The sequence below is a fragment of the Bacteroidota bacterium genome, assembly GCA_016721765.1.
Classification (GTDB): Bacteria; Bacteroidota; Bacteroidia; order UBA4408; family UBA4408; genus UBA4408.
On sequence record JADKHO010000002.1, the window covers coordinates 593,417 to 619,865 of the forward strand.

20 protein-coding genes are annotated in these 26,449 nt (G+C 38.2%); 16 read left to right on the forward strand and 4 right to left on the reverse strand.

The window, feature by feature from the left end:
* Positions 1-19 precede the first annotated feature (19 nt).
* The 3 genes from IPP32_10835 (at position 20) to IPP32_10845 (ending at position 8,441) form a co-directional block, all read left to right on the forward strand.
* A complete protein-coding gene (locus IPP32_10835; protein MBL0048575.1) occupies positions 20-6,565 on the forward strand; it encodes a gliding motility-associated C-terminal domain-containing protein in 6,546 nt (2,181 codons plus the stop codon).
* An 87-nt stretch (positions 6,566-6,652) separates the two neighbouring features.
* Positions 6,653-7,129 (forward strand): GNAT family N-acetyltransferase, encoded by a 477-nt coding sequence (locus IPP32_10840; protein ID MBL0048576.1) that lies wholly within the window; start codon positions 6,653-6,655, stop codon positions 7,127-7,129.
* 46 nt (positions 7,130-7,175) lie between these two features.
* Positions 7,176-8,441, forward strand: a complete 1,266-nt coding sequence (locus IPP32_10845) for an aspartate kinase (protein ID MBL0048577.1) — start codon at positions 7,176-7,178, stop codon at positions 8,439-8,441.
* Here IPP32_10845 and IPP32_10850 read toward each other — a convergent pair.
* Genes IPP32_10850 through IPP32_10860 form a run of 3 tightly spaced genes read right to left on the reverse strand, consistent with a single transcriptional unit; the run spans position 8,419 to position 10,459 of the window.
* On the reverse strand, positions 8,419-9,363 hold the full coding sequence (locus IPP32_10850; GenBank protein ID MBL0048578.1) for a hydroxyacid dehydrogenase: 945 nt from the start codon (positions 9,361-9,363) through the stop codon (positions 8,419-8,421). The two genes, IPP32_10845 and IPP32_10850, sit on opposite strands and share 23 nt — an antisense overlap.
* 3 nt (positions 9,364-9,366) lie before the next feature.
* Entirely contained in the window at positions 9,367-10,158 is a 792-nt protein-coding gene (gene rsmA, locus IPP32_10855; GenBank protein MBL0048579.1) for a 16S rRNA (adenine(1518)-N(6)/adenine(1519)-N(6))-dimethyltransferase RsmA, read from the reverse strand.
* Between the two features lies 1 nt (position 10,159).
* The gene (locus IPP32_10860; protein MBL0048580.1) at positions 10,160-10,459 is read right to left on the reverse strand and encodes a DUF4286 family protein; all 300 of its coding nucleotides are present in this window, start codon (positions 10,457-10,459) and stop codon (positions 10,160-10,162) included.
* A gap of 93 nt (positions 10,460-10,552) precedes the next feature.
* Between IPP32_10860 and purB the strand changes: the two genes are divergently transcribed.
* The 13 genes from purB (at position 10,553) to IPP32_10925 (ending at position 25,758) form a co-directional block, all read left to right on the forward strand.
* The gene (gene purB, locus IPP32_10865; GenBank protein MBL0048581.1) at positions 10,553-11,896 is read left to right on the forward strand and encodes an adenylosuccinate lyase; all 1,344 of its coding nucleotides are present in this window, start codon (positions 10,553-10,555) and stop codon (positions 11,894-11,896) included.
* Positions 11,897-11,912: 16 nt separating this feature from the next.
* Positions 11,913-13,766: an ATP-binding cassette domain-containing protein gene (locus IPP32_10870; protein ID MBL0048582.1), complete on the forward strand. Its 1,854-nt coding sequence runs from the start codon at positions 11,913-11,915 to the stop codon at positions 13,764-13,766.
* A gap of 14 nt (positions 13,767-13,780) precedes the next feature.
* Entirely contained in the window at positions 13,781-14,656 is an 876-nt protein-coding gene (locus IPP32_10875) for a glycosyltransferase family 2 protein (GenBank protein ID MBL0048583.1), read from the forward strand.
* Between the two features lie 78 nt (positions 14,657-14,734).
* Positions 14,735-15,634: a deoxyribose-phosphate aldolase gene (deoC, locus tag IPP32_10880; GenBank protein ID MBL0048584.1), complete on the forward strand. Its 900-nt coding sequence runs from the start codon at positions 14,735-14,737 to the stop codon at positions 15,632-15,634.
* A gap of 47 nt (positions 15,635-15,681) precedes the next feature.
* On the forward strand, positions 15,682-16,341 hold the full coding sequence (locus IPP32_10885; protein MBL0048585.1) for a hypothetical protein: 660 nt from the start codon (positions 15,682-15,684) through the stop codon (positions 16,339-16,341).
* A gap of 37 nt (positions 16,342-16,378) precedes the next feature.
* Positions 16,379-17,854, forward strand: a complete 1,476-nt coding sequence (locus tag IPP32_10890; GenBank protein ID MBL0048586.1) for an aldehyde dehydrogenase family protein — start codon at positions 16,379-16,381, stop codon at positions 17,852-17,854.
* A 106-nt stretch (positions 17,855-17,960) separates the two neighbouring features.
* A complete protein-coding gene (locus IPP32_10895) occupies positions 17,961-18,845 on the forward strand; it encodes an aldehyde dehydrogenase family protein (GenBank protein ID MBL0048587.1) in 885 nt (294 codons plus the stop codon).
* 42 nt (positions 18,846-18,887) lie between these two features.
* Positions 18,888-19,976 carry a GDP-mannose 4,6-dehydratase gene (gene gmd / locus IPP32_10900; protein MBL0048588.1) on the forward strand — a complete coding sequence of 363 codons (1,089 nt, stop codon included), beginning with the start codon at positions 18,888-18,890 and terminating at the stop codon, positions 19,974-19,976.
* A gap of 6 nt (positions 19,977-19,982) precedes the next feature.
* A complete protein-coding gene (locus IPP32_10905) occupies positions 19,983-20,930 on the forward strand; it encodes a GDP-L-fucose synthase (GenBank protein MBL0048589.1) in 948 nt (315 codons plus the stop codon).
* Positions 20,908-22,551, forward strand: coding sequence for a hypothetical protein (locus tag IPP32_10910; protein MBL0048590.1), 1,644 nt, complete (start codon positions 20,908-20,910; stop codon positions 22,549-22,551). Before IPP32_10905 ends, IPP32_10910 begins: the two co-directional genes overlap by 23 nt.
* Positions 22,552-22,605: 54 nt before the next feature.
* Positions 22,606-23,649: an undecaprenyl/decaprenyl-phosphate alpha-N-acetylglucosaminyl 1-phosphate transferase gene (locus IPP32_10915; GenBank protein MBL0048591.1), complete on the forward strand. Its 1,044-nt coding sequence runs from the start codon at positions 22,606-22,608 to the stop codon at positions 23,647-23,649.
* Positions 23,650-23,887: 238 nt separating this feature from the next.
* A complete protein-coding gene (locus IPP32_10920) occupies positions 23,888-25,243 on the forward strand; it encodes a hypothetical protein (GenBank protein MBL0048592.1) in 1,356 nt (451 codons plus the stop codon).
* 20 nt (positions 25,244-25,263) lie between these two features.
* Positions 25,264-25,758 (forward strand): metallophosphoesterase family protein, encoded by a 495-nt coding sequence (locus tag IPP32_10925; protein MBL0048593.1) that lies wholly within the window; start codon positions 25,264-25,266, stop codon positions 25,756-25,758.
* Here IPP32_10925 and IPP32_10930 read toward each other — a convergent pair whose 3' ends face one another.
* A complete protein-coding gene (locus tag IPP32_10930; GenBank protein ID MBL0048594.1) occupies positions 25,759-26,250 on the reverse strand; it encodes a DUF4293 domain-containing protein in 492 nt (163 codons plus the stop codon).
* Positions 26,251-26,449: the final 199 nt, after the last annotated feature.

Here is a 26,449-nt window from a genome sequence, read left to right on the forward strand (position 1 = left end):
TCACACAACAAAAAACCCTATGAAAAATAAAATTTTACTTTCCACGCTTATCTGTTTTGTTTCTTTATTTGCAACAATCGACACCCAAGCATCCCACTTGATGGGCGGTAGCTTAAATTACACCTATGTTAGTTTTAATGCGCAAACCCAAACAGCAACTTATGATGTTGTGATAACGATGTATCGTAGATGTGATGCAGGAAGTTCACAGTTTACACAAACTGTAAATTTGGGTGCTTATATTGAAAACACATCCAATGCCAATAAGGTTCTTTTTACTTCTGTACCGGTAGGACCTGTGGTATTAAGCCCTGTTGTACTTCCAAGTGGAGGGGGATGTACTTTTAATCCAAATGTATGCGTTGAGAAAGGGGTTTATTCTACCACTATAAGCCTTCCGTTTCAGGCACAAGGTTATTATTTAATTGCCGACCAATGCTGTAGAAATACTCAAATTGCTAACATCAATGCTACAAATAACAACACAGGTATGAGCTTTTTCGCTTATGTACCTCCTGCTTTTGTGAACAATAGTTCTCCCGTTTTTGTGGATGCTCCGGTGCCTTATCTTTGTGTAAATGATACCACTAGCCTATTGAATTCGGTGGTAGATCCCGATGGTGACTTACTTACTTATACCTTTGTAACTCCCTTTGTTAGTTTAACCGGAGGTGCCAATCCACCAAGCCCCAATCCTTACCCCTTCCCAATTCAAACCGCAACTTATATCAATAACACTTTTAGTGTAACAGATCCATTTGGAACAGGTGGATTAGCCAGTATAAATGGAGCAACAGGTTTAACCTCTTATTCTCCACCTGCAATAGGACTTTATGTAGTTGCTGTTGAAATAAAAGAATTCAGGGGAACCAATCCGAACCCTATTGGTATAACCCGAAGAGATCTTCAAATTATTGTAATTACATGTCCTCCCAACAGTAGTCCTAATCAAGCTATTGATATTGACTCCAATTCTGTAGTATCTACTTATAATATAAGAGCAGGACAAAGTATTTGTTTTGATATTGGATTTAGTGATCAAACGGATAGTTTGTTCCTTACAGCAAGTGGAGATATTTTTAATCCTGGAATTACTAATCCCCCGGCTACTTTCTCAAATGATTCAGGATTTCAATCTGTTAGCAGTCAATTTTGTTGGAACAGTGCTTGCGCGCAAGCTGGCTCTTATCAGTTTTTTATAAAAGCTTATGATAATGGATGTCCTCGTAAAACAATCAACTCAGTGTATACAATTAATGTGGCACCCATTGTTCCGGACGCAATAAGCGGTGCTGTGAGTGTTTGTGCCAATCAAAAAGGAGTAGCTTATAGTGTTCCCGATATTACAGGTGCAGCTTTTAACTGGTCAATTAGTGGTGGAACCATAATTTCGGGAAATGGTACACATGCTATTTTGGTAGATTGGGGCAATGGCCCATCCGGAAATGTTTCGTACACGCAAACGAACGATTTAAATTGCGTTTCGTCAGTTGTAAATTTTGCGGTAAATATAAATGCTTTACCACCGGCAACTGCAGGTGCTGACCGACCTATTTGTATTGGTTCTAGCACACAACTTGGTGCAGTTACCAGTCCCGGATTTGCATATAGCTGGTCTCCTGCTACTGCCTTGAGCAGCACAACTATTTCAAATCCAAATGCCAATCCAACAGTAACCTCTACTTATATAGTTACCATGACCAACAATTCGAATGGTTGTGTAAATAAAGATACTGTAACTGTAAAAGTTAATTCAAAACCAACTGTTAGTGCTGGAATTGACAAAGAAATTTGTATTGGAAATGCAATAACAATTGGTGGAACACCAACCGGACCTGTTGGATCTACATATGTGTGGACAACTTCTACCGGCTTAAATAACGCTACGCTTTCTAACCCAAGTGCCAGCCCCTTGATTTTAACGCAATATAAAGTAACAGTAACCGACTCAAATTCTTGTGTAAACACAGATTCAATGATCGTTACTGTGAATGCGCTACCAATTGTAAATGCCGGTAGCGATAAAATAACTTGTCAAGGAACTTCATTAGGAATTGGAGGCAGCCCAACCGGACCTGCTGGTTCAACATTTGTTTGGAACCCTTCATCCGGCTTAACTAATGCTGCAATAGCCAATCCAACTGCAAATCCAAGTACAACTACAATCTACACCGTAACTGTTACAGATACAAAAGGTTGTATAAATAGAGATTCGGTAGAAGTTAATGTAAATACCTTACCAAATGTTACTGCGGGAACGGATAAAACAATATGTTTGGGTGCCAGCACACTAATCGGTGGTTCACCAACAGCGCCGGGGAGTGCAACATTTAGTTGGAACAATGCAACTTCACTTGATGATGCCACTTTGGGTAATCCAACTGCAAATCCAACATTTACAACAAGTTATGTAGTAACGGCAACCGATTCAAATGGTTGTTCGAACATCGATAGCATGAGAGTAGTTGTAAATGCATTGCCCATCACTAATGCCGGAACTGATAAAGCAATTTGCATTGGAAGCAGCACAACTCTTGGCGGAACACCTACTGGTCCTATTGGTTCCACCTTTGTTTGGAATACCTTAAGCGGATTAAATGATTCCACAATAGCTAACCCTACTGCAAATCCAACTGTTGATGCCACTTATTTTGTTACGGTTACCGATGCAAACAGTTGTGTAAATGTGGATACAGTAAAAATTAATATCAATCCACTACCAATTGCAAATGCCGGTGGCCCAACAACAGTGATTTGTTTTGGCGACAGTATAAATATTGGTTTACCTTCTTTACCAAATGGCAGCACTTACAGCTGGAGCCCTGCACTTGGCTTAGCGAATGCAACTGCATCTATCACACAAGCAAGCCCTGCAGCAAATACAAATTACACCTTAACTGTTACCGATATCAATACTTGTAAAAATACTGATTCAATTTTTGTAACCGTAAATCCTGTGCCTGCATTAAGCGGTGGTTTAGATAAGACAATTTGTTTTGGGCAAACTGTTGGAATTGGATCACCTGCTGTAGTCGGTAATAGCTATTTATGGAGTCCGGCTGCGACGTTAACCTCCGATACCTTAAGTGACCCGATTGCAAATCCAACTACAACAACCAATTATGCATTGACTGAAACGATTGTTGCTACAGGATGTTTTATAACCGATAGTGTGAAAGTATTTGTAAATGCCCTTCCTTTAGCAACAGTAATTCCGGATGATACCATTTGTTTTGGAACTTCGGTAAGCATAGGTGCTGCCGCAATTGCCAACCATACTTATTCTTGGTCACCTGCTGCCGGATTAAATTTTACAGGTATCTCCAATCCAATTGCTTCACCATTAGCAGAAACAAAATACACCTTAATTGAAACCGATACAATAACCGGTTGTGTGGATTCTAATTCAGTTACCATTTCTTTAAATGCAATTGGAAATGCAAGTGTTGGTTTGCCTCAAACCATTTGTAGAAACGACAGTGCACAAATTGGTGCTCCTGCTGTTGTGGGTAGTTCATATTCGTGGAGCCCGACAGCCGGACTAAGCGATCCAACAGCTGCCAATCCTATGGCTAGCCCTGATTCTACTCGAACTTATACCCTTACCGAAACCATAACTGCTACTGGTTGTCAAAATATGAATACTGTTGTAGTTACAGTTAATCAATTGCCACCGGCGGCGGCAGGTCCTGATTTGTATTTATGTCCAAGTCCGGGTAATAATGTAATTCTTAATGCTAGCGGAGGTGTTACTTTTAGTTGGTCACCCATCACTAATTTAAGTGACCCAAATATTGCAAATCCAACAGCAGCGCCCGATACTACAACTGATTATGTTGTTTTAGTTACAGATACCAATGGTTGTCATGCTACAGATACTGTTCAAGTGCTAGTTTTCCCAATTGTTCCGGTGGATGCAGGTTTTAATAAAACTATTTGTAAAAAAGACAGTGTATTGCTTGGAGGAATTCAAACTGCACCTCCGGGCTCAACCTTCTTATGGGTGCCAAGTACCGGTTTAAATAATGCCACTTTAGGCAACCCTACTGCAAGCCCGCTTATTACCACACAATATATTGTTACTGTAACAAACGATACCTGCCATGGTACGGATACTGTGATTGTATTTGTGAATCCTATTCCGGATGCTATTGTTGGAGCAAGTCGAAACTTGTGTATCAGCGATAGCACAGCTATTGGAGCAGCTAATGTTGCCGGTAATAGTTATGCTTGGATTTCAAATCCTCCTGGGTTTTCGTCTACGCTTTCTAATCCATTTGTAAAACCTGCAGTAACTACTACCTATATTCTTACAGAGACAATTGATGCAACAGGATGCTTTAAAACAGACTCTATTAAAATTACAGTGTTGCCGTTACCAATCGTGAATGCAGGAACCGACAAAACAATTTGTATTGGAACGCCGGTTGCAATTGGCGGAAGCCCAACCGGACCTGTTGGTTCTGTGTATGTATGGAGTCCGGGTGCAGGATTGAGCAATGCCACTGTTGCAAATCCAAACGCCTCCCCTGCCCTTACTGCAACTTATATTGTTAAAGTTACTGATACAAACACTTGTGTAAATCGCGATACTGTTATTGTAAAAGTAAATCCACTCCCTATAGTAAGTGCCGGTTCAAATTTGGAACTTTGTATTAACGATACCATCGCTATAGGAGGTGCACCAACCGGACCGTTAAACTCAACTTATGTTTGGACTCCGGCTGCCAGTTTGATAAATGCAACAGTTGCTAATCCATTGGCACATCCTTTAGTAACAACCGATTACACTGTTACAGTGACGGATACCAATGGATGTGTGCAAAAAGATACCATGCAAGTACATGTGAATCCTTTACCGGTTGTTAATGCCGGTATTGACAGACCAATTTGCTTTGGAGATTCCACATTGTTAGGAGGCTCACCTTTTGCTGTGAATTCAACATTCTTATGGAGCCCAAGCGCAGGATTAAACTCAACAGCTTTAGCTCAGCCAATGGCAAGCCCTGCTGATACTACGACTTATATCCTTACGGTAACAGAAAATACTACTACTTGCGTAAATAGAGACACTGTTACTGTAAATGTAATTACCTTGCCTTTGGCACTTACTGGTGCGGATGTGCCAATTTGTATTGGAGACAGCATTCAAATAGGTGCTATTGCGCTATTAACCAATACCTATGTGTGGACTCCGGCACTTGGCTTAAGCAATGACAGCATCAGCAATCCATTTGCTCATCCTACAGCGACAACCACTTATACTTTAACTGAAACCAATACCATAACCGGATGCTTTAAAGTTGATTCAGTTGTGGTAACAGTAAATCCATTGCCATTGGCAACGGTAACTGCTGCACAAACCATTTGTTTATTGCAAACAGTAAACATAGGTGCCCCATCAGTTGCAGGAAATACCTACAGTTGGTCACCAACTGCAGGATTAACAAATGCTACAGATGCCAACCCTGGAGCCAGCCCAACAGCAACCACCACATATGTGTTAACAGAAACGGTTACAGCAACCGGTTGTTTCAAAAAAGACTCGGTAATAGTGAATGTTAATCCGCTTCCTCCGGCAAATGGAGGTGCAAATCAAGCCATTTGTTTTGGAAAATCAGTTCAAATTGGAAATCCGTCAGTGAGTGGTAATAGCTATTTATGGACCCCGGGTTCAAGTTTATCGTCGGATGTTATCAGCGATCCAATTGCTAGTCCAACATCCACAACCGATTATTTATTAACTGAAACGATTACAGCTACCGGTTGTCAAAAACAAGATACTGTAACTGTAACTGTGAATCCATTACCAGTTATAGTTACCAGTGGAAATGCAGGAGTGTGCAGCACCGATAGTATTCAACTTAGTGCATCAGGCGGTGCCACCTATTTTTGGTTTCCATCGAATGGTTTAAGCAGTGTCACTTCATCCAATCCAAAAACATCACCATCAGATACAATTACCTATCATTTAATTGTAACTACTGCATTTGGATGTGTGGATAGCACAAAAATTAAAATTGATGTAAATCCATTGCCAAATGCTAGTGCCACTATCATTTATACACCAAGTTGTGATGGATTAAAAGCTGCGTATACCAACACAAGTTCCATCTCTAACGGTGAAAATTTAAGTTATGTTTGGAATTTTGGAGATGGCTCAAACTCCATCAATGAAAATCCTGAACATACCTTTGATTATGGCCAAGTATATACTACACAGCTTACCGTGACTTCACAAAATAATTGTAAAGCCGATACCTCAATTGTGAATGACGTACTTGCTCAAAAAGACAATGTGAAAATAGAACTCGCCAATGTGATTACTCCTAATGGTGATGGTGTGAACGATTGCTACTATTACAAAGCAGATGGTAGCTTTGACGAATGTTCCGAATTATGGGTATATAACCGTTGGGGAAAAGAAATTTTTAAAAGCTCTAATTCCGAAAATTGCTGGGATGGAAAAGATAAAAATGGAACTGTAGTTGAGAATGGGGTATACTATTATGTATATAAAATTCAAGATTTCAAAGTGAATGGAAGTATTAATGTATACTATTAAGAATAAGTTCTAACATAAAAATCCTGCTCCCAAAAAGGGCAGGATTTTTTTTGTTGTTACCGCTAATGGTTTTTCTACTTTTGCGCAATGAATTTTACTATCCGAAAGGGCGAAAAAAAAGATTTACCGCAGGTACTCGATTTAATTAAGGAGCTTGCTGTTTATGAAAAAGCACCTAAAGAAGTGACTGTTACAATACCGGAATTGGAAGCCGATAGTTTTGGAAACCATCCTGTATTTTATTTTTATGTGGCGCTTGTTGAAGAGCAAATTGTGGGGGCTGCCATTTATTATATTAAATATTCCACTTGGAAAGGAAAGTGTGTTTTTTTGGAAGACTTGATTGTTAAGGAATCCTACAGAGGAAATCAAATTGGTAGACACTTGTTTGAAGCCATCATTCATGTAAGTAAAGAAATGGGGGCCAAAAGAATGGAGTGGCAAGTGTTAGACTGGAATGAACCTGCCATACATTTTTACAAAAAATTTGATGCAAATTTTGACGGCACATGGGTGAATTGCAAGTTTACAGAAGAACAATTAAAAGCATTCCCTTTCAAATAATTTTTGGGAGGCGGTCTTGAATGGATATATAAAAAATATATAAAATATGCGTGTTTTTAAGTTTGGCGGGGCTTCCGTAAAAGATGCCGAAGCGGTAAAAAATGTAGCTTCTATACTTGGCTTGTTTCCAGATGAAAAAATTGTGGTGGTTATCTCCGCAATGGGAAAAACGACCAATGCACTGGAGCGACTTACACATGCTACTTTTAAATCGCGTGAAAAAATAGCGGAAATCATCAACGAAATTAAGGAGTATCATTTTTCCATTTTAACTGAATTATTTCCTGATGGTTCGCATCCGGTTTATTCCGATATTTCTAATTCCTTTGTGGAACTGGATTGGGCAACAGAAGATGAACCGGTTTTTAGCTACGATCAAACCTACGACCAAATTGTTTCGGTGGGCGAATTAATTTCTACCCGCATTGTAAGTGCATATTTGAATTCATGCGGGGTGAAAAACCGATGGCAGGATGCGCGCGATTTTATTCAAACCGATAATACCTACCGCGAAGGCAAAGTGGATTGGGAATTAACCGAACAATTGGCCAAAGAAAAGCTTCATTTTAAAAACGAAAATATAATTATTACCCAAGGGTTTATTGGCGGAACTTCCGAAAATTTTACGACTACATTAGGGCGTGAAGGAAGCGATTATACTGCATCAATCGTAGCATTTGCGCTTAACGCAGACGATGTCACTATTTGGAAAGATGTTCCCGGAGTATTAAATGCAGATCCGAAATACTTTGATGATACTGTAATGTTAGAGCAATTGAGTTATCAGGATGCAATTGAATTAACCTATTATGGTGCAACGGTAATTCATCCCAAAACCATTAAGCCACTTCAAAATAAAAACATTCCCTTGCGTGTAAAATCCTTTATCGCACCACAAAATAAAGGGACTGTAATTGATGCACATGCAACTCACAATGCAGTTCCTTGTTTTATTTTTAAAACAGAGCAAATGCTTATTTCCATTTCACCAAAAGATTTTTCATTTATTGTAGAAGAAAATTTGAGTCACTTGTTTTCCATTTTTGCTACCTGTCACATCAAAATTAATTTGATGCAAAATTCAGCGATAAGCTTTTCTATTTGTGTGGACAATAATGAGCGTAAAGCCGAGCAACTTATTGAGGAATTGCAACAACACTACAAAGTCTTGTTTAATGCCAATCTTGAACTTATTACTATACGAAACTATGACGCCGCAACAATTGATAGAGTTTCGAAAAATAAGCACGTTATTTTGGAGCAAAAGAGTCGCACTACAGTGCAACTGGTTACACGGAGAATTGAGAACTAATTTTTTCAGCTAATACTTGCGCAATTTTTTTATTTGATTCATGTGTCCATCCCGCTATGTGTGGGCTTAGAATTACTTTTTCACTTTTAGTGAGATAATCCATTCCTATTGAAGGCAATTTGTTGGTGCTTTCGAAACTGCTTTCTTCAAATTCAAATACATCAAGACAAGCACCTAACACTTTACCCGATTCAATGGCAGCAGCCAAATCGCTTAAGTTCACGATGCCACCCCTAGCGGTATTTATTAAATAAAAATTCTTTTTAAATTGATTGATAAATGCTGTATTTACCAGTTGATTGGTTTCTGCACTCAGCGGAAGATGCAAACTCACTATATCGCATTCCTTAAAAATTCTCTCCATGCTGCTTTCTTCCATGTATGCAGAATTTTGAATGTAGTTCTGTTTATACTTATCGTAGGCTAACACTTTTACGCCGAAACCCGAAAGCCGCTGCGCAAAAGCCTCTCCCATATAGCCATAGCCTAAAATCCCGATGGTTTTTCCTTTTAATTCTACACCCCAATTTTCTGTTCTGCGCCAAATACCATTTCGAATTTCTGAATCCGCACGCTTTAAATTATTAAACAAGGAAAGTAACATTCCAAGCGCATGCTCAGCCACAGAATCGCGGTTTCCTTCCGGCGAACGCAAGCAAGCAATGCCCTTACTTTGTGCATGAGCCACATCAATATTTTCAAGACCGGCACCGGGCCGCGCAATAAATTTCAGGTTGGTGCCTTTATCAATAAAATCACGATCTATCTTAAATCGGCTCCGAATAACCATTCCTGCATAGTTGGGAAGAATAGCTGCTATCTCCTCTTTACTTAACTTGCTTTTATCGTCACAAGAAAAACCTTGTTGGCTAAGCATTTCCATAAGAATAGGATGAGTAGTATCAATAAAAATAATTTTCATGCGTTATTTTATTTCCATCGATTTATCAATCAGATTCGTTAATTCCACAAAATTTTCGACCGACAATTCCTCCGCTCTTTTCGCCAAAAAATCGTGCTCTAAAATTACTCCGTTCAGCATTTGTTTCAAAGCGTTGCGCAATGTTTTTCGGCGTTGATTAAATCCGGCTTTCACTACCTGAAAAAACAAAGTTTCGTTGCAATCCAAGTGTTGTCGAGTATTTCGCACACATCGGATGACTCCCGATTTTACTTTTGGAGGAGGTTGAAAAACATGTTCTTCCACTGTAAATAAATATTCGATATCGTAATAAGCTTGCATAAAAACACTGAGAATACCGTACACTTTTTTTCCTGGTTTGGAAGCAATGCGTAGTGCCACTTCCTTTTGAAACATGCCCACCACTTCGGGTATTTGATTGCGGTAATCCAAAACCTTAAAAAGGATTTGAGTGGAAATATTATATGGAAAATTTCCAATCACAGCAAAGGATTCGGTGAAATAATCCTCAAAACGTAAATGCAAAAAATCGCCTTCAATAATCCTGTTTTGCAACTCCGGAAAACGCTTTTTTAGATAGGCAATAGATTCTCTGTCAATATCAATAATACTCGTTTCATAGGCAGAGTTCTGAAGCAAGAATTGCGTTAAAACGCCCATTCCAGGCCCAACTTCCAATACTTTCTTATACTTATCGAGTTGGCTTAAACTCGCCACAATATCGGCTGCAATTTGCTCGTCTTTGAGAAAGTGCTGCCCTAATTGCTTCTTGGCTTTTACATCGTCCGGCCGCATTTTATATCACTTCTAAGAGCGAACGAAATGCAACGAATTTGCCCTCGTATTTTTTCTTCACATCCGCTTGCAAGCGCGGTGCATGCTCCACACGGTATTGTTCATAAGCTTCGAGCGAAGGACAAGTGTATTGAAAAGAATAAGTTATGCCTTGCTCCTCTTCTACCAAGAGTTTACAGATTTTACTTTCGGTAAAAATACCGGTTTGCATAACTTCAGGTACATGCACTTCTCGCATCCAGGTTAGCCATTCGTCGTGGACGTCTTGCTCAATATTAATTGTAACGTTGTAAATTATCATAAAAATAAGTCTAAAAGACGCCCTAAAAGTAGCAATAATACAGCAGTCTTCATTTGCCCACATTTTAGTATCTTCGGCCTTTCTTTTTAAAAAATGGAATATTCAGAGCTTACAGCCATTTCGCCTATTGACGGCAGATACAGAAGCAAAACAGAAGAACTGGCTCCTTACTTTTCGGAATTCGCACTGCTAAAATACCGGGTGCGTGTAGAAGTAGAATACTTTATTGCACTCTGCGAAATACCCTTACCGCAACTTGCAGGATTAGATAAATCCATTTTTCCGAAACTTCGAGAAGTATATTCAAACTTTTCAATTTCAGATGCTGCGCGTATCAAAAGCATTGAAAAAACTACCAACCACGATGTTAAAGCAGTAGAGTATTTTATTAAAGAAAAGCTGGATGGCCTGAATTTAAAGGAGCAAAAAGAATTTATTCATTTTGGATTAACTTCACAAGACATCAATAACACAGCGGTTCCACTATCTGTAAAAGAAGCTATGAAGGATATTTACATACCCTTTTTAGAAACGATCCTATTAAAATTAAAAACACTTTCACAGGAATACGCATCCGTAAGCTTATTAGCGCGCACGCATGGACAAGCCGCTTCTCCCACACGTTTGGGAAAAGAATTTATGGTTTATGTAGAGCGACTCGAAAATCAATTGAATGTTCTAAAAGCAATTCCACACGCTGCAAAATTTGGCGGCGCCACCGGAAACTTTAATGCCCACCACATTGCCTATCCAGAGGTTGATTGGAAAAATTTTGCCAATGCATTTGTCGATAAAACACTGGGTTTGCAGCGCTCACAGTACACTACACAAATTGAACATTACGATTCTTTTGCCTCTCTCTGTGATTGTATCAAACGCATCAATACCATTTTAATTGATTTGAACCGCGATATATGGACCTATATTTCGATGGATTATTTCAAGCAAAAAATTAAACCCGGCGAAATTGGTTCTTCTGCTATGCCGCACAAAGTGAATCCCATTGATTTTGAAAATTCAGAAGGCAATTTGGGAATTGCAAATGCTTTATTGGAGCACCTTTCGGCCAAGTTACCCATTTCGCGTTTGCAGCGCGATTTAACCGACTCTACTGTTTTACGAAATGTGGGAATGCCTTTTTCGCATAGCTTACTTGCACTTAAATCTTTGTTACAAGGCTTGAATAAACTGGTGTTGAATCCCGAAAAAATTGCTGCCGACTTGGAAGATAATTGGGCCGTTATTGCCGAAGCCATTCAAACTATTTTGCGCCGCGAAAACTATCCCAATCCATACGAAACGCTGAAAGATTTGACCCGCACACATGAAAAGCCAAATGCAAAAAGTTTTGCCGATTTTATCGAGAAGCTTAATGTTAGCGAGGCTGTAAAATCAGAATTAAAAAAAATTAGTCCGCACAATTACACCGGAATTTAATCTCTACAAAAAGCCCTTGAAACTCTATTTTCGAATCTTACGCTACATCAAACCCTACAAAGGATATGCTGCATTAAATGCGCTTTTTAATATCCTATTCGTAGCTTTTTCGCTTTTTTCATTAACCATGGTGGCGCCCTTTTTGGATTTGTTGTTTTTAAAAAATGATGCCGATTACGCCTTGCGCATGGCCAAGGGAGAGCCCGAATTTGTTTTATCCATTAGCTCCATCATCGATAATTTTTATTTCTACCTCACCAAAATGATTGTGGATCCGGAGCGTGGAAAAATTTATGCACTTATATTCATTTGTATATTGGTGGTAGTAATGTTCTTTTTAAAGAACTTATGTCGTTACCTCGCCATGTACTTTCTTGCACCTGTTAGAAACCGCGTGGTGCGCGACATTCGAAACGAAATTTACAACAAAACACTTGTTTTACCCCTCTCCTATTATTCAGAAGAACGCAAAGGCGATATCATGAGTCGCATGTCGAGCGATGTGCATGAAATTGAATGGTCGGTGATGAAATCCTTGGAGGTTGTTTTTAGAGATCCCATCTCCATCATTGCTTTTTTGGTAACCATGGTTATTATGAGTCCACAGCTTACACTATTTGTATTTGTGCTGTTGCCTTTAACCGGAATTTTAATTGGAAGCATTGGAAAAAGTTTGCGCCGCACCTCTGCCCGCAGTAAGGACACTCTTGGCCGGCTCTTCTCCATTATTGAAGAAACCTTGTCGGGTTTACGCATCATCAAAGCCTTTAATGCTGAAAAATCGGTGAGCGATAAATTCAGCAAAACCAATGAAGAGTACACTACTATTATGACACGCATGTATCGCAAAACCGATTTAAGCTCACCTATGAGTGAGTTTTTGGGCACTTGCGTGATGGTGGTGGTGATGTATTTTGGTGGCAAATTAGTATTGGATTCCAATCCTACCTTAAGTGCATCGGTATTCATTACTTATATTGCAATTTTTTCTCAAGTAATTCCGCCGGCACGTTCCTTTACCGATGCCTATTATAACATTCAAAAAGGCATCGCTTCCGCGGAAAGAATTGCAAAAATATTAGATGCTGAAATTACTATTCATGAAGCTGCAAATCCTACCTCCATCCATTCATTTAAAGAAAGCATTGAATACAAAAATGTTTCTTTTGCTTATGTTCGTGGAGATGTGGGCTACGCTTTACGCAGAATAAACTTAAAAATTGAAAAAGGGAAAACGGTTGCCTTGGTGGGTCAATCCGGTGCCGGGAAATCTACGCTGGTAGATATTTTACCTCGATTTTATGATGCCACTGAGGGTGAAGTTTTGATTGACGGCATTCCGAATACCCAGTATAAAATTTCAGATTTACGTGGATTGATGGGCAATGTAACACAAGAGTCCATTTTGTTTAACGATACCATTTTCAATAACATTTCTTTTGGAATGGAGCATACAAAAGAGGAAGATGTGATAGCTGCAGCAAAAATTGCCAATGCACATGAGTTCATCATGCAAATGGAAAACGGCTATCAAAGCAATATTGGCGATAGAGGAAGCAAACTCAGTGGCGGGCAACGTCAACGCATCAGCATCGCAAGAGCGGTTTTAAAAAATCCTCCTATCCTTATTTTAGATGAAGCAACTTCCGCTTTGGATACAGAATCTGAAAGACTTGTTCAAGATGCATTGAGTAAGCTTATGAAGAACCGAACCTCCTTAATTATTGCGCATCGCTTATCCACGATTTTGCATGCCGATGAAATTATTGTGATGAGTAAAGGAGAAATTATTGAGCGCGGAAATCATCATCAACTCATTGCAAAAGAAGGCGCTTATAAAAAATTGAGCGACATGCAGGCTTTTGTGTAATGCAATTGAATCCAATGAAAGTAAGCGGTTTTACCTTTATCCGAAATGCCTTAAAATACGATTACCCAATTGTAGAAGCCATCACTTCCATCCTACCCATTTGTGATGAATTTGTTGTTGCGGTTGGAAAATCAGAAGATGCAACGCTTCAACTCATTCAAAACATTGGATCCCCAAAAATAAAAATCATTGAAACCATCTGGAACGAAAGACTACGCGAAGGTGGAAGGGTATTAGCCGACGAAACAAACAAAGCGTTTAACGCAGTAAGCACCGATTCGGATTGGGCATTTTATATTCAAGGTGATGAAGTGATTCACGAAAAGTATTTACCGGCAATTCGTCAAGCCATGCTCGACAATGCGCTTGATACACGGGTGGAAGGGCTGCTTTTTGATTACACCCATTTTTATGGTTCATACGATTACATTGCCAATTCGCGAAAATGGTACCGTCATGAAGTGCGTATTATTCGTAAGGATCCCGAGATTTATTCGTTTAGAGATGCTCAAGGTTTTCAAAAGTACAATCGCCCTCTGAGGGTAAAAAAATGCAATGCAAGTGTGTATCATTATGGATGGGTAAAACCACCCGAACTGCAACAAGCAAAGCAAGAAAGTTTTCACAAAATGTGGCACGACGATGATTGGGTGCAAAAAAACATCCCTAAAGCAGCAACATTCGATTATTCCAAAATCGATTCATTGACAAGTTTTAAGGGCACCCATCCTAATGTAATGCTCCCAAGAATTAATTCAAAAAATTGGCACTTTTCATTTGACCCAACAAAAGGAATAAAGCCGGCATTTCGATATCGTTTGCTAAATTATATTCAAAACAAAACCGGTTGGAAAATTGGCGAATACCGCAATTATCGTTTGCTGAAATAATTACGGCTTAGATTGCCCCCTGGTTAATATAAATGGTTATTTTAGTATCTTTGAAAAGTTCAGCTAAATTTGAAATATATGACGATTCCCGATTTTACTAAATCCCCAACCGTTGACCAAGTAGGTATTGAAGAAAGATGTGCGCGTTTTCAAACCCGCAGCATAAAAAAAGACACCAAGGTTCAAGGCTTAAAAATGGCTTTGAATATGATTGATTTAACCACCCTCGAAGGAAAGGATACAGAAGGGAAAGTGCGTCAAATGTGTTACAAGGCCGAACATTTACACGATGTATATCCCGGATTACCTACTGTTGCTGCCGTATGTGTTTATCCTACTTTCGTAAAAATAGCTAAAGACGCTTTAAAAAACACAAATGTTAAGGTTGCCTCAGTTGCCACTGCTTTTCCAAGTGGACAATCCACCAGAGCCATAAAAATTGCCGATACAAAATTTGCTGTCGATAACGGTGCCGATGAAGTAGACATGGTGATTTCACGAGGCGAATTCTTAAAAAAGAATTACAATTTTGTTTTTGATGAAATTGCTGCAATTAAGGAAGCTTGCGGAAAAGCAAGATTAAAAGTTATTTTTGAAACAGGCGAAATTTCAACTTTAGACAATGTACGTTTAGCTAGCGAAATTGCCATTCATGCCGGAGCTGATTTTATAAAAACTTCCACCGGCAAAATATCACCCGCAGCCACCATGCCGGTTACGCTAGTTATGCTCGAAACCATCCGTGACCATTACTATGCTACAGGCAAAATGATAGGAATGAAACCTGCAGGGGGCATATCCACCGCTAAATCGGCATTGCATTATTTGATAATGTTACGCGAAACCCTTGGTAATGCTTGGTTAAGTAATGAATGGTTTAGATTTGGAGCGAGTAGCTTGGCGAACGATATCTTAATGCAATTGATGAAAGAAAAAACCGGCGTTTATCAGAGTGGGGATTATTTTTCAAAGGATTAATTGAATAGCATTTATTCTCGAAAGAACGATAGGTTGAGCAGATTAATATGTACCAGAAAGAAGCGTTGAAGTGCGGAAATTTTTATAACATCTTTAGCCCGGAAAATGGGAAGGAGCTGTTTTTTTATACAGATGAAAATTATTTTTTCTTTTTAAAGAAGTTTTCAGAAACCGTTTTGCCATTTGCAGACCTTTATGGCTATTGCTTATTACCAAATCATTTTCAATTGCTTATCAAAATAAAAGACGAAAAAAGTGTTTTTGAGTATCTAAAAATGAATGGCAATTTCCCGGATGAAACAGTTACATTGGAATCAATTAAAGCACTTTCTGTAGGAGAAGGAATGGCGAATTTGGATATTTTCGGAATGCATATCTCACGTTTATTTTCCAATTTTTTTAATGCCTATTCTAAATCGATTAATGAGCAGCAGAAAAAAAGAGGGAATTTGTTTGCGAAAGGTTTTAAAATTAAGCTTTTGGAATCTTCAAGCGATTTAATGCAATGCCTCATTAACATGCACAATAGCCCACTTCAAAACAAACTTGTTACAAAAATTGAGGATTGGAAATTTTCATCTTTCGAGGCATTATCAAGCGATAAAGCAACCAAATTGAAACGAGATGAAGCAATGAGTTGGTTTGAGAACAAAGAACACTTTTTAACATGTCACCATCAAAAAATTGAGTATAGCCAAACCATTTAGGAAACAAAACCTAATCGGTTTAACCAAAACATAAACTATGGCAAAAAAAGAAACACCAAAATTAGATTTTAGCAGCGGCTGGGGTAGCACCTTCGCACCAGCACCGGAGAGCACCGGACATATTCAGTTAAAGAAACAATATGATTTGTTTATTAACGGGAAATGGGTTAAACCACAAAGCGGAAAGTATTTCCCTACCATTAATCCGGCTACGGAAGAAAAAATTGCGGATATCGCAGAAGCGAATGAAGCGGATGTAAACAAAGCAGTTAAAGCTGCGCGCGATGCTTATAACAACGTATGGAGCAAAATGCCTGCGAAAGAAAGAGCCAAATACATCTACCGAATTGCACGTACCATTCAAGAACGTGCCCGAGAATTTTCGGTTATCGAAACCATGGATGGTGGTAAATCTATTCGCGAATCGCGCGACATTGATATTCCTTTAGCAGCCAATCATTTTTTCTATTATGCCGGTTGGGCCGATAAATTAGAATATGCTTTTCCAAATAGAACTCCGCAACCCTTAGGAGTTGCCGGTCAAATAATTCCTTGGAATTTCCCTCTTTTAATGGCAGCGTGGAAAATAGCACCTGCTTTGGCTACCGGCAATACCGTGGTGTTGAAACCAGCTGAAACAACTTCGCTTACAGCATTAAAGCTCGCTGAAGTTATTGCGGATTGCGGATTACCTGATGGAGTGGTGAACATAATTACCGGTGCAGGAAAAACAGGAGCTGCCATTGTTAACCATAAAGATGTAGATAAAATTGCGTTCACAGGAAGCACAGATGTGGGTAAACGAATTCAAAAGTCAATTGCAGGAACCAACAAAAAAATAACACTTGAATTAGGTGGTAAAGCAGCGAATATTATTTTCGATGATGCTCCCATAAATCAAGCGGTAGAAGGAATTGTGAATGGCATTTTCTTTAATCAAGGTCATGTATGCTGTGCAGGTTCTCGCCTATTTGTACAAGAAGGCATAGCCGATATGGTAATTCAAAAATTGAAGGACCGCATGGAGACCTTAATTGTAGGTGATCCTATGGATAAGAATACAGATATCGGTGCGATTAATTCGAAAGAACAACTCTTAAAAATAAACGAATACATTTCCATTGGAAAAAATGAAGGTGCTGAGTTTTATCAGAATTCTTGCGCCCTTCCCAAGAAAGGATTCTTTTGCAGGCCAACTTTGTTCTTAAATGCATCACAGTCTCATCGTATTGTTCAGGAAGAAATTTTTGGGCCGGTGCTGGCAGTACAAACTTTTAGAACCATTGAGGAAGTAATTGAAAAAGCGAATAATATTCCTTATGGATTATCTGCCGGCGTATGGACAGATAAAGGTTCCAAAATTTTTAACCTCACTACTAAATTGCGTGCAGGAGTAGTTTGGGCAAACACTTACAATAAATTTGACCCTACCTCTCCTTTCGGAGGATACAAAGAAAGCGGTTTTGGACGAGAAGGAGGTTTGCATGGCCTTTCTGCTTACGTAAAATTTTAACTGAATAGAACGCAGATTAATTATGATGATTAAGATTTTTTATGATTTTCTAAAAGCAATTATTATCTTAAAATAAATCAGCGTTCCAAACTAAAATATATTAAAAATGTCAAGATTGGAAATTTTAAAAACATACAAGATTTATATTGGCGGACAATTTCCGCGCACTGAATCAGGAAGGTACTATCCTTTAAAAAATAAAAACGGTGAAGTGTTGGCCAGCATTTGCCTTTCTTCGCGAAAAGATTTTAGGAATGCTGTTGTGGCTGCCCGCGGCGCTTTTGGCGGATGGAGCGCAAAATCCGGACTTAACCGAAGTCAAATTTTATACCGCATGGCAGAAATGCTTGAAGGGCGAAATGCGCAATTTATTAGCGAATTAATGTTGCAAGGCTCCACTCAAAAAAGCGCAGAGGCTGAAGTTAATTTGGCCATCGATCGTTTGGTATATTATGCCGGATGGTGCGATAAATATCAGCAACTTTTTAGTGCTGTGAATCCGGTTGCTTCTTCGCATTTTAATTTTTCTGTGACCGAACCAATGGGGGTAGTTGCCATTGTAGCTCCTCAAGAAAATTCATTAATCGGATTGGTTTCCAGCATTGCTCCAACAATTGCAGGCGGAAATACCTGTATTGTTTTGGCATCCGAAAGCAAACCTTTATGTGCCATCACCTTTGCCGAAGTTATCAATTCCAGCGATGTTCCGGGTGGTGTGGTAAACATTTTAACCGGACAAACCAAAGAGTTAATTTCCCATTTCTCCTCACACATGGATGTGAATGCAATGCTTTATTTTGGAACCGATGCAGCCGAAATTAAAACCATTCAGGAAAATGCAACACTAAATGTGAAGCGCGTTTTTGTGCACAGTAAAGGCAACTCCATGGAAGAAAAAGCGCAAGGACCTTATGCAATTTTAGACACACAAGAAATAAAAACCACTTGGCATCCCATCGAAAATATTGGAGCTGCTAAGGCAGGTTATTAATACGAATTTAAATTTAAAATAAAGAAATTAAATAATTTAGAAATGGCAAAAGTTGCATTAATTACAGGAGTTACCGGACAGGATGGTTCGTATTTGGCGGAGTTTCTTTTGGCAAAAGGGTATATCGTTCATGGCGTAAAGCGACGTTCTTCCATGTTTAATACCGACAGAATTGATCACCTCTATAAAGATCAACACGAAAATAAAGTAAACTTCTATTTACACTATGGCGATTTAACGGATTCAACAAATTTGATCCGCATCGTACAAGAAGTTCAACCCGATGAAATTTATAATTTGGCGGCACAATCACATGTTAAAGTTTCGTTTGAAACTCCTGAATACACAGCAAATTCAGATGGTTTAGGAACGCTTCGATTATTGGAAGCCATTCGTATTTTAGGACTCGAGAAGAAAACCAAATTTTATCAGGCTTCTACCTCTGAACTCTATGGCGAGGTGCAGGAAATTCCACAAAAGGAAACCACTCCGTTTTATCCAAGAAGTCCTTATGGAGTAGCAAAATTATATGGTTTTTGGATTGTAAAAAACTATCGCGAAGCCTATAATCTATTTGCATGCAACGGAATTTTATTTAATCACGAAAGCCCTGTAAGGGGTGAAACCTTTGTAACTCGAAAAATCACCCGTGCTGTTGCTAAAATAAGTTTAGGCTTGCAAGAAAAAGTGTACATGGGAAATATAGATGCGGAGCGCGATTGGGGACATGCACGCGATTACGTAGAAGGAATGTGGTTAATGCTGCAACAAGAAAAAGCGGATGATTTTGTGTTGGCTACCGGAAAAAAAATATCCGTTCGCTATTTTATCGAATTGGCTTTTGCCGAAGTGGGAATTGAAATTCAATGGAAAGGTAAAGCTGAAAACGAAAAAGGCGTGAATAAAACAAACGGAAAAGTTGTGGTAGAAATTGATCCAAAATATTACCGACCCACAGAAGTAGATTTATTGGTGGGCGATGCGAGTAAGGCTAAAGAAAAACTGGGCTGGGAACCAAAACTTACTGTGCAAGAATTGGTGAAAGAAATGGTTGCATCAGATGTGGCCCTGTTTAAACGCGACAAGTATTTGCTGGAAGGTGGACATAGTATTTTAAATTTTAATGAATAAGGTTGCATGAATAAAGAATCAAAAATATACATCGCCGGACACAACGGAATGGTAGGTTCGGCAATACACCGAAAACTTAAAGCTGAAGGGTTCACAAATTTTATACTGAGAAGTTCAAAAGAACTTGATTTAAGAAAGCAACAAGATACTGCGGATTTTTTTGCCAAAGAAAAACCGGACTATGTTTTTTTAGCTGCTGCAAAAGTGGGAGGAATTGTAGCTAACAATACTTATCGGGCTGATTTTTTATACGAGAATCTAATGATTCAAAGCAATGTTATTGATAGTGCTTATCGCAATGAAGCTAAGAAGTTGATGTTTCTTGGTTCTTCTTGCATCTATCCCAAAATGGCGTCGCAACCGCTTAAAGAAGAGTATCTACTTACCGGAATTTTAGAGCCCACAAATGAACCCTATGCTGTTGCAAAAATTGCCGGCATCAAAATGTGCGACGCTTACAGAAGTCAATACGGATGTAATTTTATTTCGGTAATGCCCACCAATTTATACGGACCAAACGACAATTACGATTTAAAAAACTCTCATGTGCTGCCCGCCTTGTTGCGAAAATTCCACACCGCAAAAATGGAAAAAAGTGCTACTGTTGAAATATGGGGAAGCGGAGCACCCTTGCGTGAATTCTTGCATGCCGATGATTTAGCCAGCGCTTGTTTTTATCTTATGGAGCATTACAATGAGGCAGGTTTAGTAAATATTGGTGTGGGACACGATATCAGCATCAAAGACCTTGCATTGCTTATTAAAAAAATTGTTGGCTTTGATGGAGAACTTAAGTTTGATGCATCAAAACCGGATGGCACTCCACGAAAATTAATGGATGTAAGCAAACTACATTCCTTTGGTTGGAAACATAAGATTGAGTTGGAAGAAGGAATTTCAGCAGTATACGCCGAGGTAAAAAACAAATTAGATGCAGCATTTGCGCATTCCTAAATCGATGCATCCAATTAGAAAGGCAGTTCGTTTAATACTGTCTTCTCTTTTTATTTATTCGCTCCTTTTTTCTACAGGAAGTATAGCACAATCTCCTGCGCCTTACGCCAATCGAGAGTTTAAACTTTATCTTAACAATTTTTTAAATCAGGATAGTAGTGAATTAAAAGAGTTTAATACCCAATTAATCAATTATGCTCAACTCGAAAGAATTGATTCTATTCTATATCCACGTCAACAAAAAAAAAATTACTTTCACCGAAAGTTGCGACGCCAAAGTTTTGTTCGCGTAAAAACAAGCGATTTTTTTTTACAACTCGATCCCATTTTTAATTTCAATGCCGGTTTCGATTTAAAGGATTCTTTGCATGAAAAACTAATTACAAATTCACGAGGTGTTTGGGTGAAAGGTAATATCGGTTCTGATTTTTCTTTTGAAAGTACTTTCATGGAAAATCAATCCACTTTCCCTACTTACATGGATGCTTTTGTAGATACGTTCAAAGTTGTGCCGGGTCAAGGCAGGTGGAAAAAATTTAAAATCAATGGATACGACTATGCAGCTTCATCCGGAACGATCGCTTATGCTCCTTTTAATTTTTTAAGCATCCGCGCAGGACATGGGAAACCTTTTATTGGAAGCGGATATCGCTCTCTTTTACTTTCTGATAATGCTTTTAATTATCCTTTTGCGCAACTCAATTTACATACAAAATGGATAAATTATTCTGTTACCTATGCATCACTTCAGGTAGTAGACAGGGTGCGCATTTACTCTAGTAATTTGAATGAACCGCTCTTTAAAAAGAAATCAGCTAGCTTTCAATACCTAACGCTTTTTCCTTCCAAAAAATTTAAGCTTAGTCTTTTCCAAGGAACCATTTTTCAAGTACGTGATTCTATTCATCCTTATTTTAATTGGAATGTTTTAAACCCGGTAATCTTTTCTTCTGCATTTCAATATGGATTAAATAAATCGCCAAATGTATTGTTGGGAGCAGATTTCAAAGCATTGGTAACTAAAAATATTACCCTCTACGGACAATATGTTATAGATGATTTTTCAAGTACACGCAATGCCCTTCGAAATAAATCAGGTTTCCAATTGGGAGGTATGTATTTTAATGTTTTTGGAATTGAAAATTTAATTGTTCAAGCTGAAGTCAACCGCGTTCGCCCTTATACCTATGCGCACAGCATTCCGTCCGAAAGCTACACCCATTATGGGCAATCGCTCACACATCCGCTTGGAGCAAATTTTATTGAATATTTAGGCTTTTTAAACTATCACTGGAAAGATATTTTTGTGGAACTAAAATTTAATTATGCCCATTATGGTGCGGATAGCCTCAAAAAAAGTTATGGAAAGGAAGTTTTTGCCTCTGATAATAAGGCAGTGAATGGACTTTCTTCTGTGAATAACTCCTTTTTACAAGGACTTCGTACCAATTTAATGTATCAGGAAATAAAACTTGCCTACCTTATAAATCCAGCAACCAACCTCAGTGTTTTTGCGCAAATTGTAAATCGAAGTGAACTTTCTCCAATTACCGAACGAAATAACACACTTATCTATTTTGGAATTAAAACTGCCCTATTCAATAACTATTACGATTTTTAGTATAAGATAATTTTACTAAGTTTGAAAAATAGCCTCACTACTTAAACATTTATTGTGAATACATTATTACTTGCCTTTTTTACCGCTTTTGGAATTGTGCTCTTTTCGATACCTTCATTAATTAAGGTTGCTGAATTAAAAAATCTATTTGACGACCCCGAAGAATTTCGAAAACACCACAAACATAAAACGCCCACTATGGGCGGAATTATGATATATGCCGGCACTTTATTCTCTTGGTCGCTTTGGTTTCCCTCGCATACTATTATAATTTACAATTTTATTATTGCCACTTCTTTAGTACTCTTTTTTGTAGGTGTAAAAGATGATATTTTTGGTACAGCAGCTATCAAAAAACTGCTCGCTCACCTTCTTGTTGCCATGATTTTGGTGCTAATGGCAAATGTACGCATTACCAGCTTGCACGGCATTCTTGGTGTAAATGAAATCCCGGAGTGGGCGAGTATTTTTCTTTCCATTTTTACCATTATTGTAATTGTTAATTCATTTAATTTAATTGATGGTGTTGATGGTTTAGCCGGTAGTATTGGATTTGTAGGGGCACTTTCATTTGGTACCTGGTTTCATGTTGCCGGCGATCATTCTATGGCTGTGCTTGCTATTGCTTTAGCGGGAGGACTTTTGGGTTTTTTGTGGTTTAATTTTTCGCCCGCCAAAATTTTTATGGGAGATAGTGGATCACTTGTAATCGGAATGTTCTTTGCGGTTATGTCTATTCGCTTAATTGAATTCGATCAATCCAAGTTATTTTCCCCACTTAGCGAAATATCACGACCTGTTTTTGCTATTGCTGTGCTGATTTTTCCTTTGTTCGATACCTTGAGGGTATTCATTATTCGCATTGCAAAAGGCATCTCTCCTTTTACAGCCGACCGAAACCATTTACATCATCGCCTCTTAGATTTGGGATTCAATCACCGCCAAACCGTTTTTGCATTGGTTGCCGTTAATGCCTTAATTATATCGCTTGCGGTATACACAAGAACTTATGGGGCTAATACCTCCTTCACCGTAGTGATGCTAACAGCATTTCTACTTTTTGTTATACCCCTTATGTTTAAACCCAAAAAAAACTAAAGGAATTTTGAATTTTGTTCGCACCATTAAGAGCTTTAATTGGAGTTGCTTATTTCTTTTATTATCCACTTTTTCTTCTTTTGCTCAATCGGCATTTTCGCTGCTAAATAGAGATGTAACGCTCCAAATAGAAAAGCGCGCAGGCGCTAGTCCTAACAATTTCCATAGCAACGTCAAGCCTTATTTATTATCCGAAACAAGCTTGTTTGTCGACACCTTTAGTATACCAAAAAACCGAATGATGAAAATTTTATTTTTATCCGGCTCACAGGCAGTGTCTGAAAACAAGTTAGATATTGCAGTTGCACCAATTCTCACAGTGCTGCCGGGTTATGAATTTTCAAAATCTCAATCTTTGCTTGATACACGATTAGGAGGTAAATTAAACGTGAATTTCAAAAAAAAAATCGCCTTGGAAGTGCAGCTTATGAACAGCAATGCTTCGCTTCCTAATTATCTTGCGGATTATTCTAAAGAAAATAAAGTTATTGCCGGTAACGGATATGCTTACTATTCCAAACTTGGATATACAAATGTGCAATGGAATGGATACCTCTCCTACACTCCCAATACACATTTCAATTTTGCTTTAGGAAGGGGTAAAAATTTCTTTGGCGATGGCTACCGCTCCCTTTTGCTTTCGGATGTTTCGAGCAATTACAACTACTTTAAAATCACCACAAGTATTTGGAAAATTAAATATGTAAATCTGTTTACACACTTTACCGACATTCGAAATTCATATGGGAAAACTTCCCGATTTAAAAACAAATACGCCACTTTTCATTATTTGAGTTGGAATGCTACAAAGCGCATCAACATTAGTTTTTTTGAAAGTATCATTTGGCAATCGCGCGATACTTCATCCCGCAATTTAGGCTATGATGTAAATTATTTAAACCCTGTAATTTTTTATCGCCCTACTGAATATTCTTTGGGAAGCAGCGACAATGCTTTTATTGGAGCCAGTTTTAAAATAAATCTTTTCAAAAAACAACAGCTTTATGGACAGGTTTTGATAGATGAATTTTTATTGAAAGAAGTAAAAGCACAAAGTGGCTGGTGGGCTAATAAACAAGGATTTCAAGTAGGTTTTAAATCTTTTGATCTGTTTAAAATCGAAAATTTATTTCTTCAACTCGAATGGAATTATGTACGACCTTACACTTACGCACATTCCAATACCTATCAAAATTACGGTCACTTTAACGAATCGCTTGCCCACCCCTTAGGAGCAAATTTTTCAGAGTATTTTACGGGTATTAAATATCAATACAAATTATTATTATTCGATTTAAAATTCACGTCTGCAACAGTAGGATTCGACAGTGCAGGAGTTAATTTTGGACAAAATATCTATCGCTCAAACAACAGTCATTTTCAAGAATTTGGGAATGCTACCCTGCAAGGTAATAAAACCCAAATAAGTACCATCCAATTCTCAATAGGATATTTGATTAATCGTGCCAATAACATTCGGTTTGAACTTGGAGTTTTAGAACGCCTTCAAACGAATGCACTCACAAATGAAAAGTGTTCTTACCTCTTCATTGGAATACATACAGCGCTTTCAAATCTGTATCGGGATTTCTAATTTTATATATATAATTCGAATTGAAAAAAATAGCCCTCCTTTCGGATACGCATGGTTACCTCGACCCTAAATTAATTAAATACCTCGAAACTGTTGACGAAATATGGCATGCCGGAGATATTGGGACTATTGCGATTGCAGACGAGTTGGAAAAACTAAAACCCCTCAAAGCGGTGTATGGAAATATTGATGGACAAGATGTTCGAAAAGTACATCCCTTACATCAGCGATTTTTTTGCGAAAATGTGGATGTTTGGATGACACACATTGGCGGTTATCCCGGGCATTACTCCCCTGCTGTTCGTCTGGAACTGGAAACGAAGCCTCCTAAATTATTCATTTGCGGACACTCACATATATTGAAAGTAATGTACGATAAGAAACTAAACTTATTGCACATGAATCCGGGCGCATGCGGTATTCAGGGATTCCATAAAATGAAAACCATTTTGCGCTTTGTTATCGATAAAGAAAAAATTAGCGACTTGGAAGTTATTGAACTTGGTTTAAAATAATTAACGAATGCGATCCGCAGAGCGCACCAATTCCTCATCTTGATTTATGGCTCGAATTGCCAAAATTATTAATACTATAGCAAGCAGTGGTAAGCTTGCAGCCACCGAATAATTTACCTCCTGTCCATTTGCTGAATTTAATTTATCTAAATCTCCAATAACGGCAAGTGCATTCTCGAAATAATAAAATAGTGAAGCAACCAACAAAACAAGCATTAGTAAGCCAATTCGAGCAATTAAAATTTGTTTCAATCTATTTTTAAATGTAAAAATTGCCAAGAAAGAAATACCACAAACAAGTGCATTTAATACAACCAATGCCAAAGTTGAAACAATCCGTTTCTGAATTCCATTGCCTACCATATCAAATCCTGCAATAGCGAATTGATAGCTATTACCTGAAGTGGTAACAGAAGCAAGGGGGGTAAAGAACAGAACTAGAGCACATATAAATACACCAAGTAAATAAAGGGTTTGGATACGTTGTAACATAGGGTTATTTAATTTAGTAAAGATTACAAAGATAAAAATCAAAGCGATTATACTCCTATCCAGCAATTGGCCCAAAAAATATTTTCTTTGTAATTAAAATAATTGTAATATTGCAACACATTTCAGTTCAGCCTTTCCGAACTAATTTTCATCCAGTCCCAAATTATTTTACGTATTAACTACATATTTCTCATTAAGC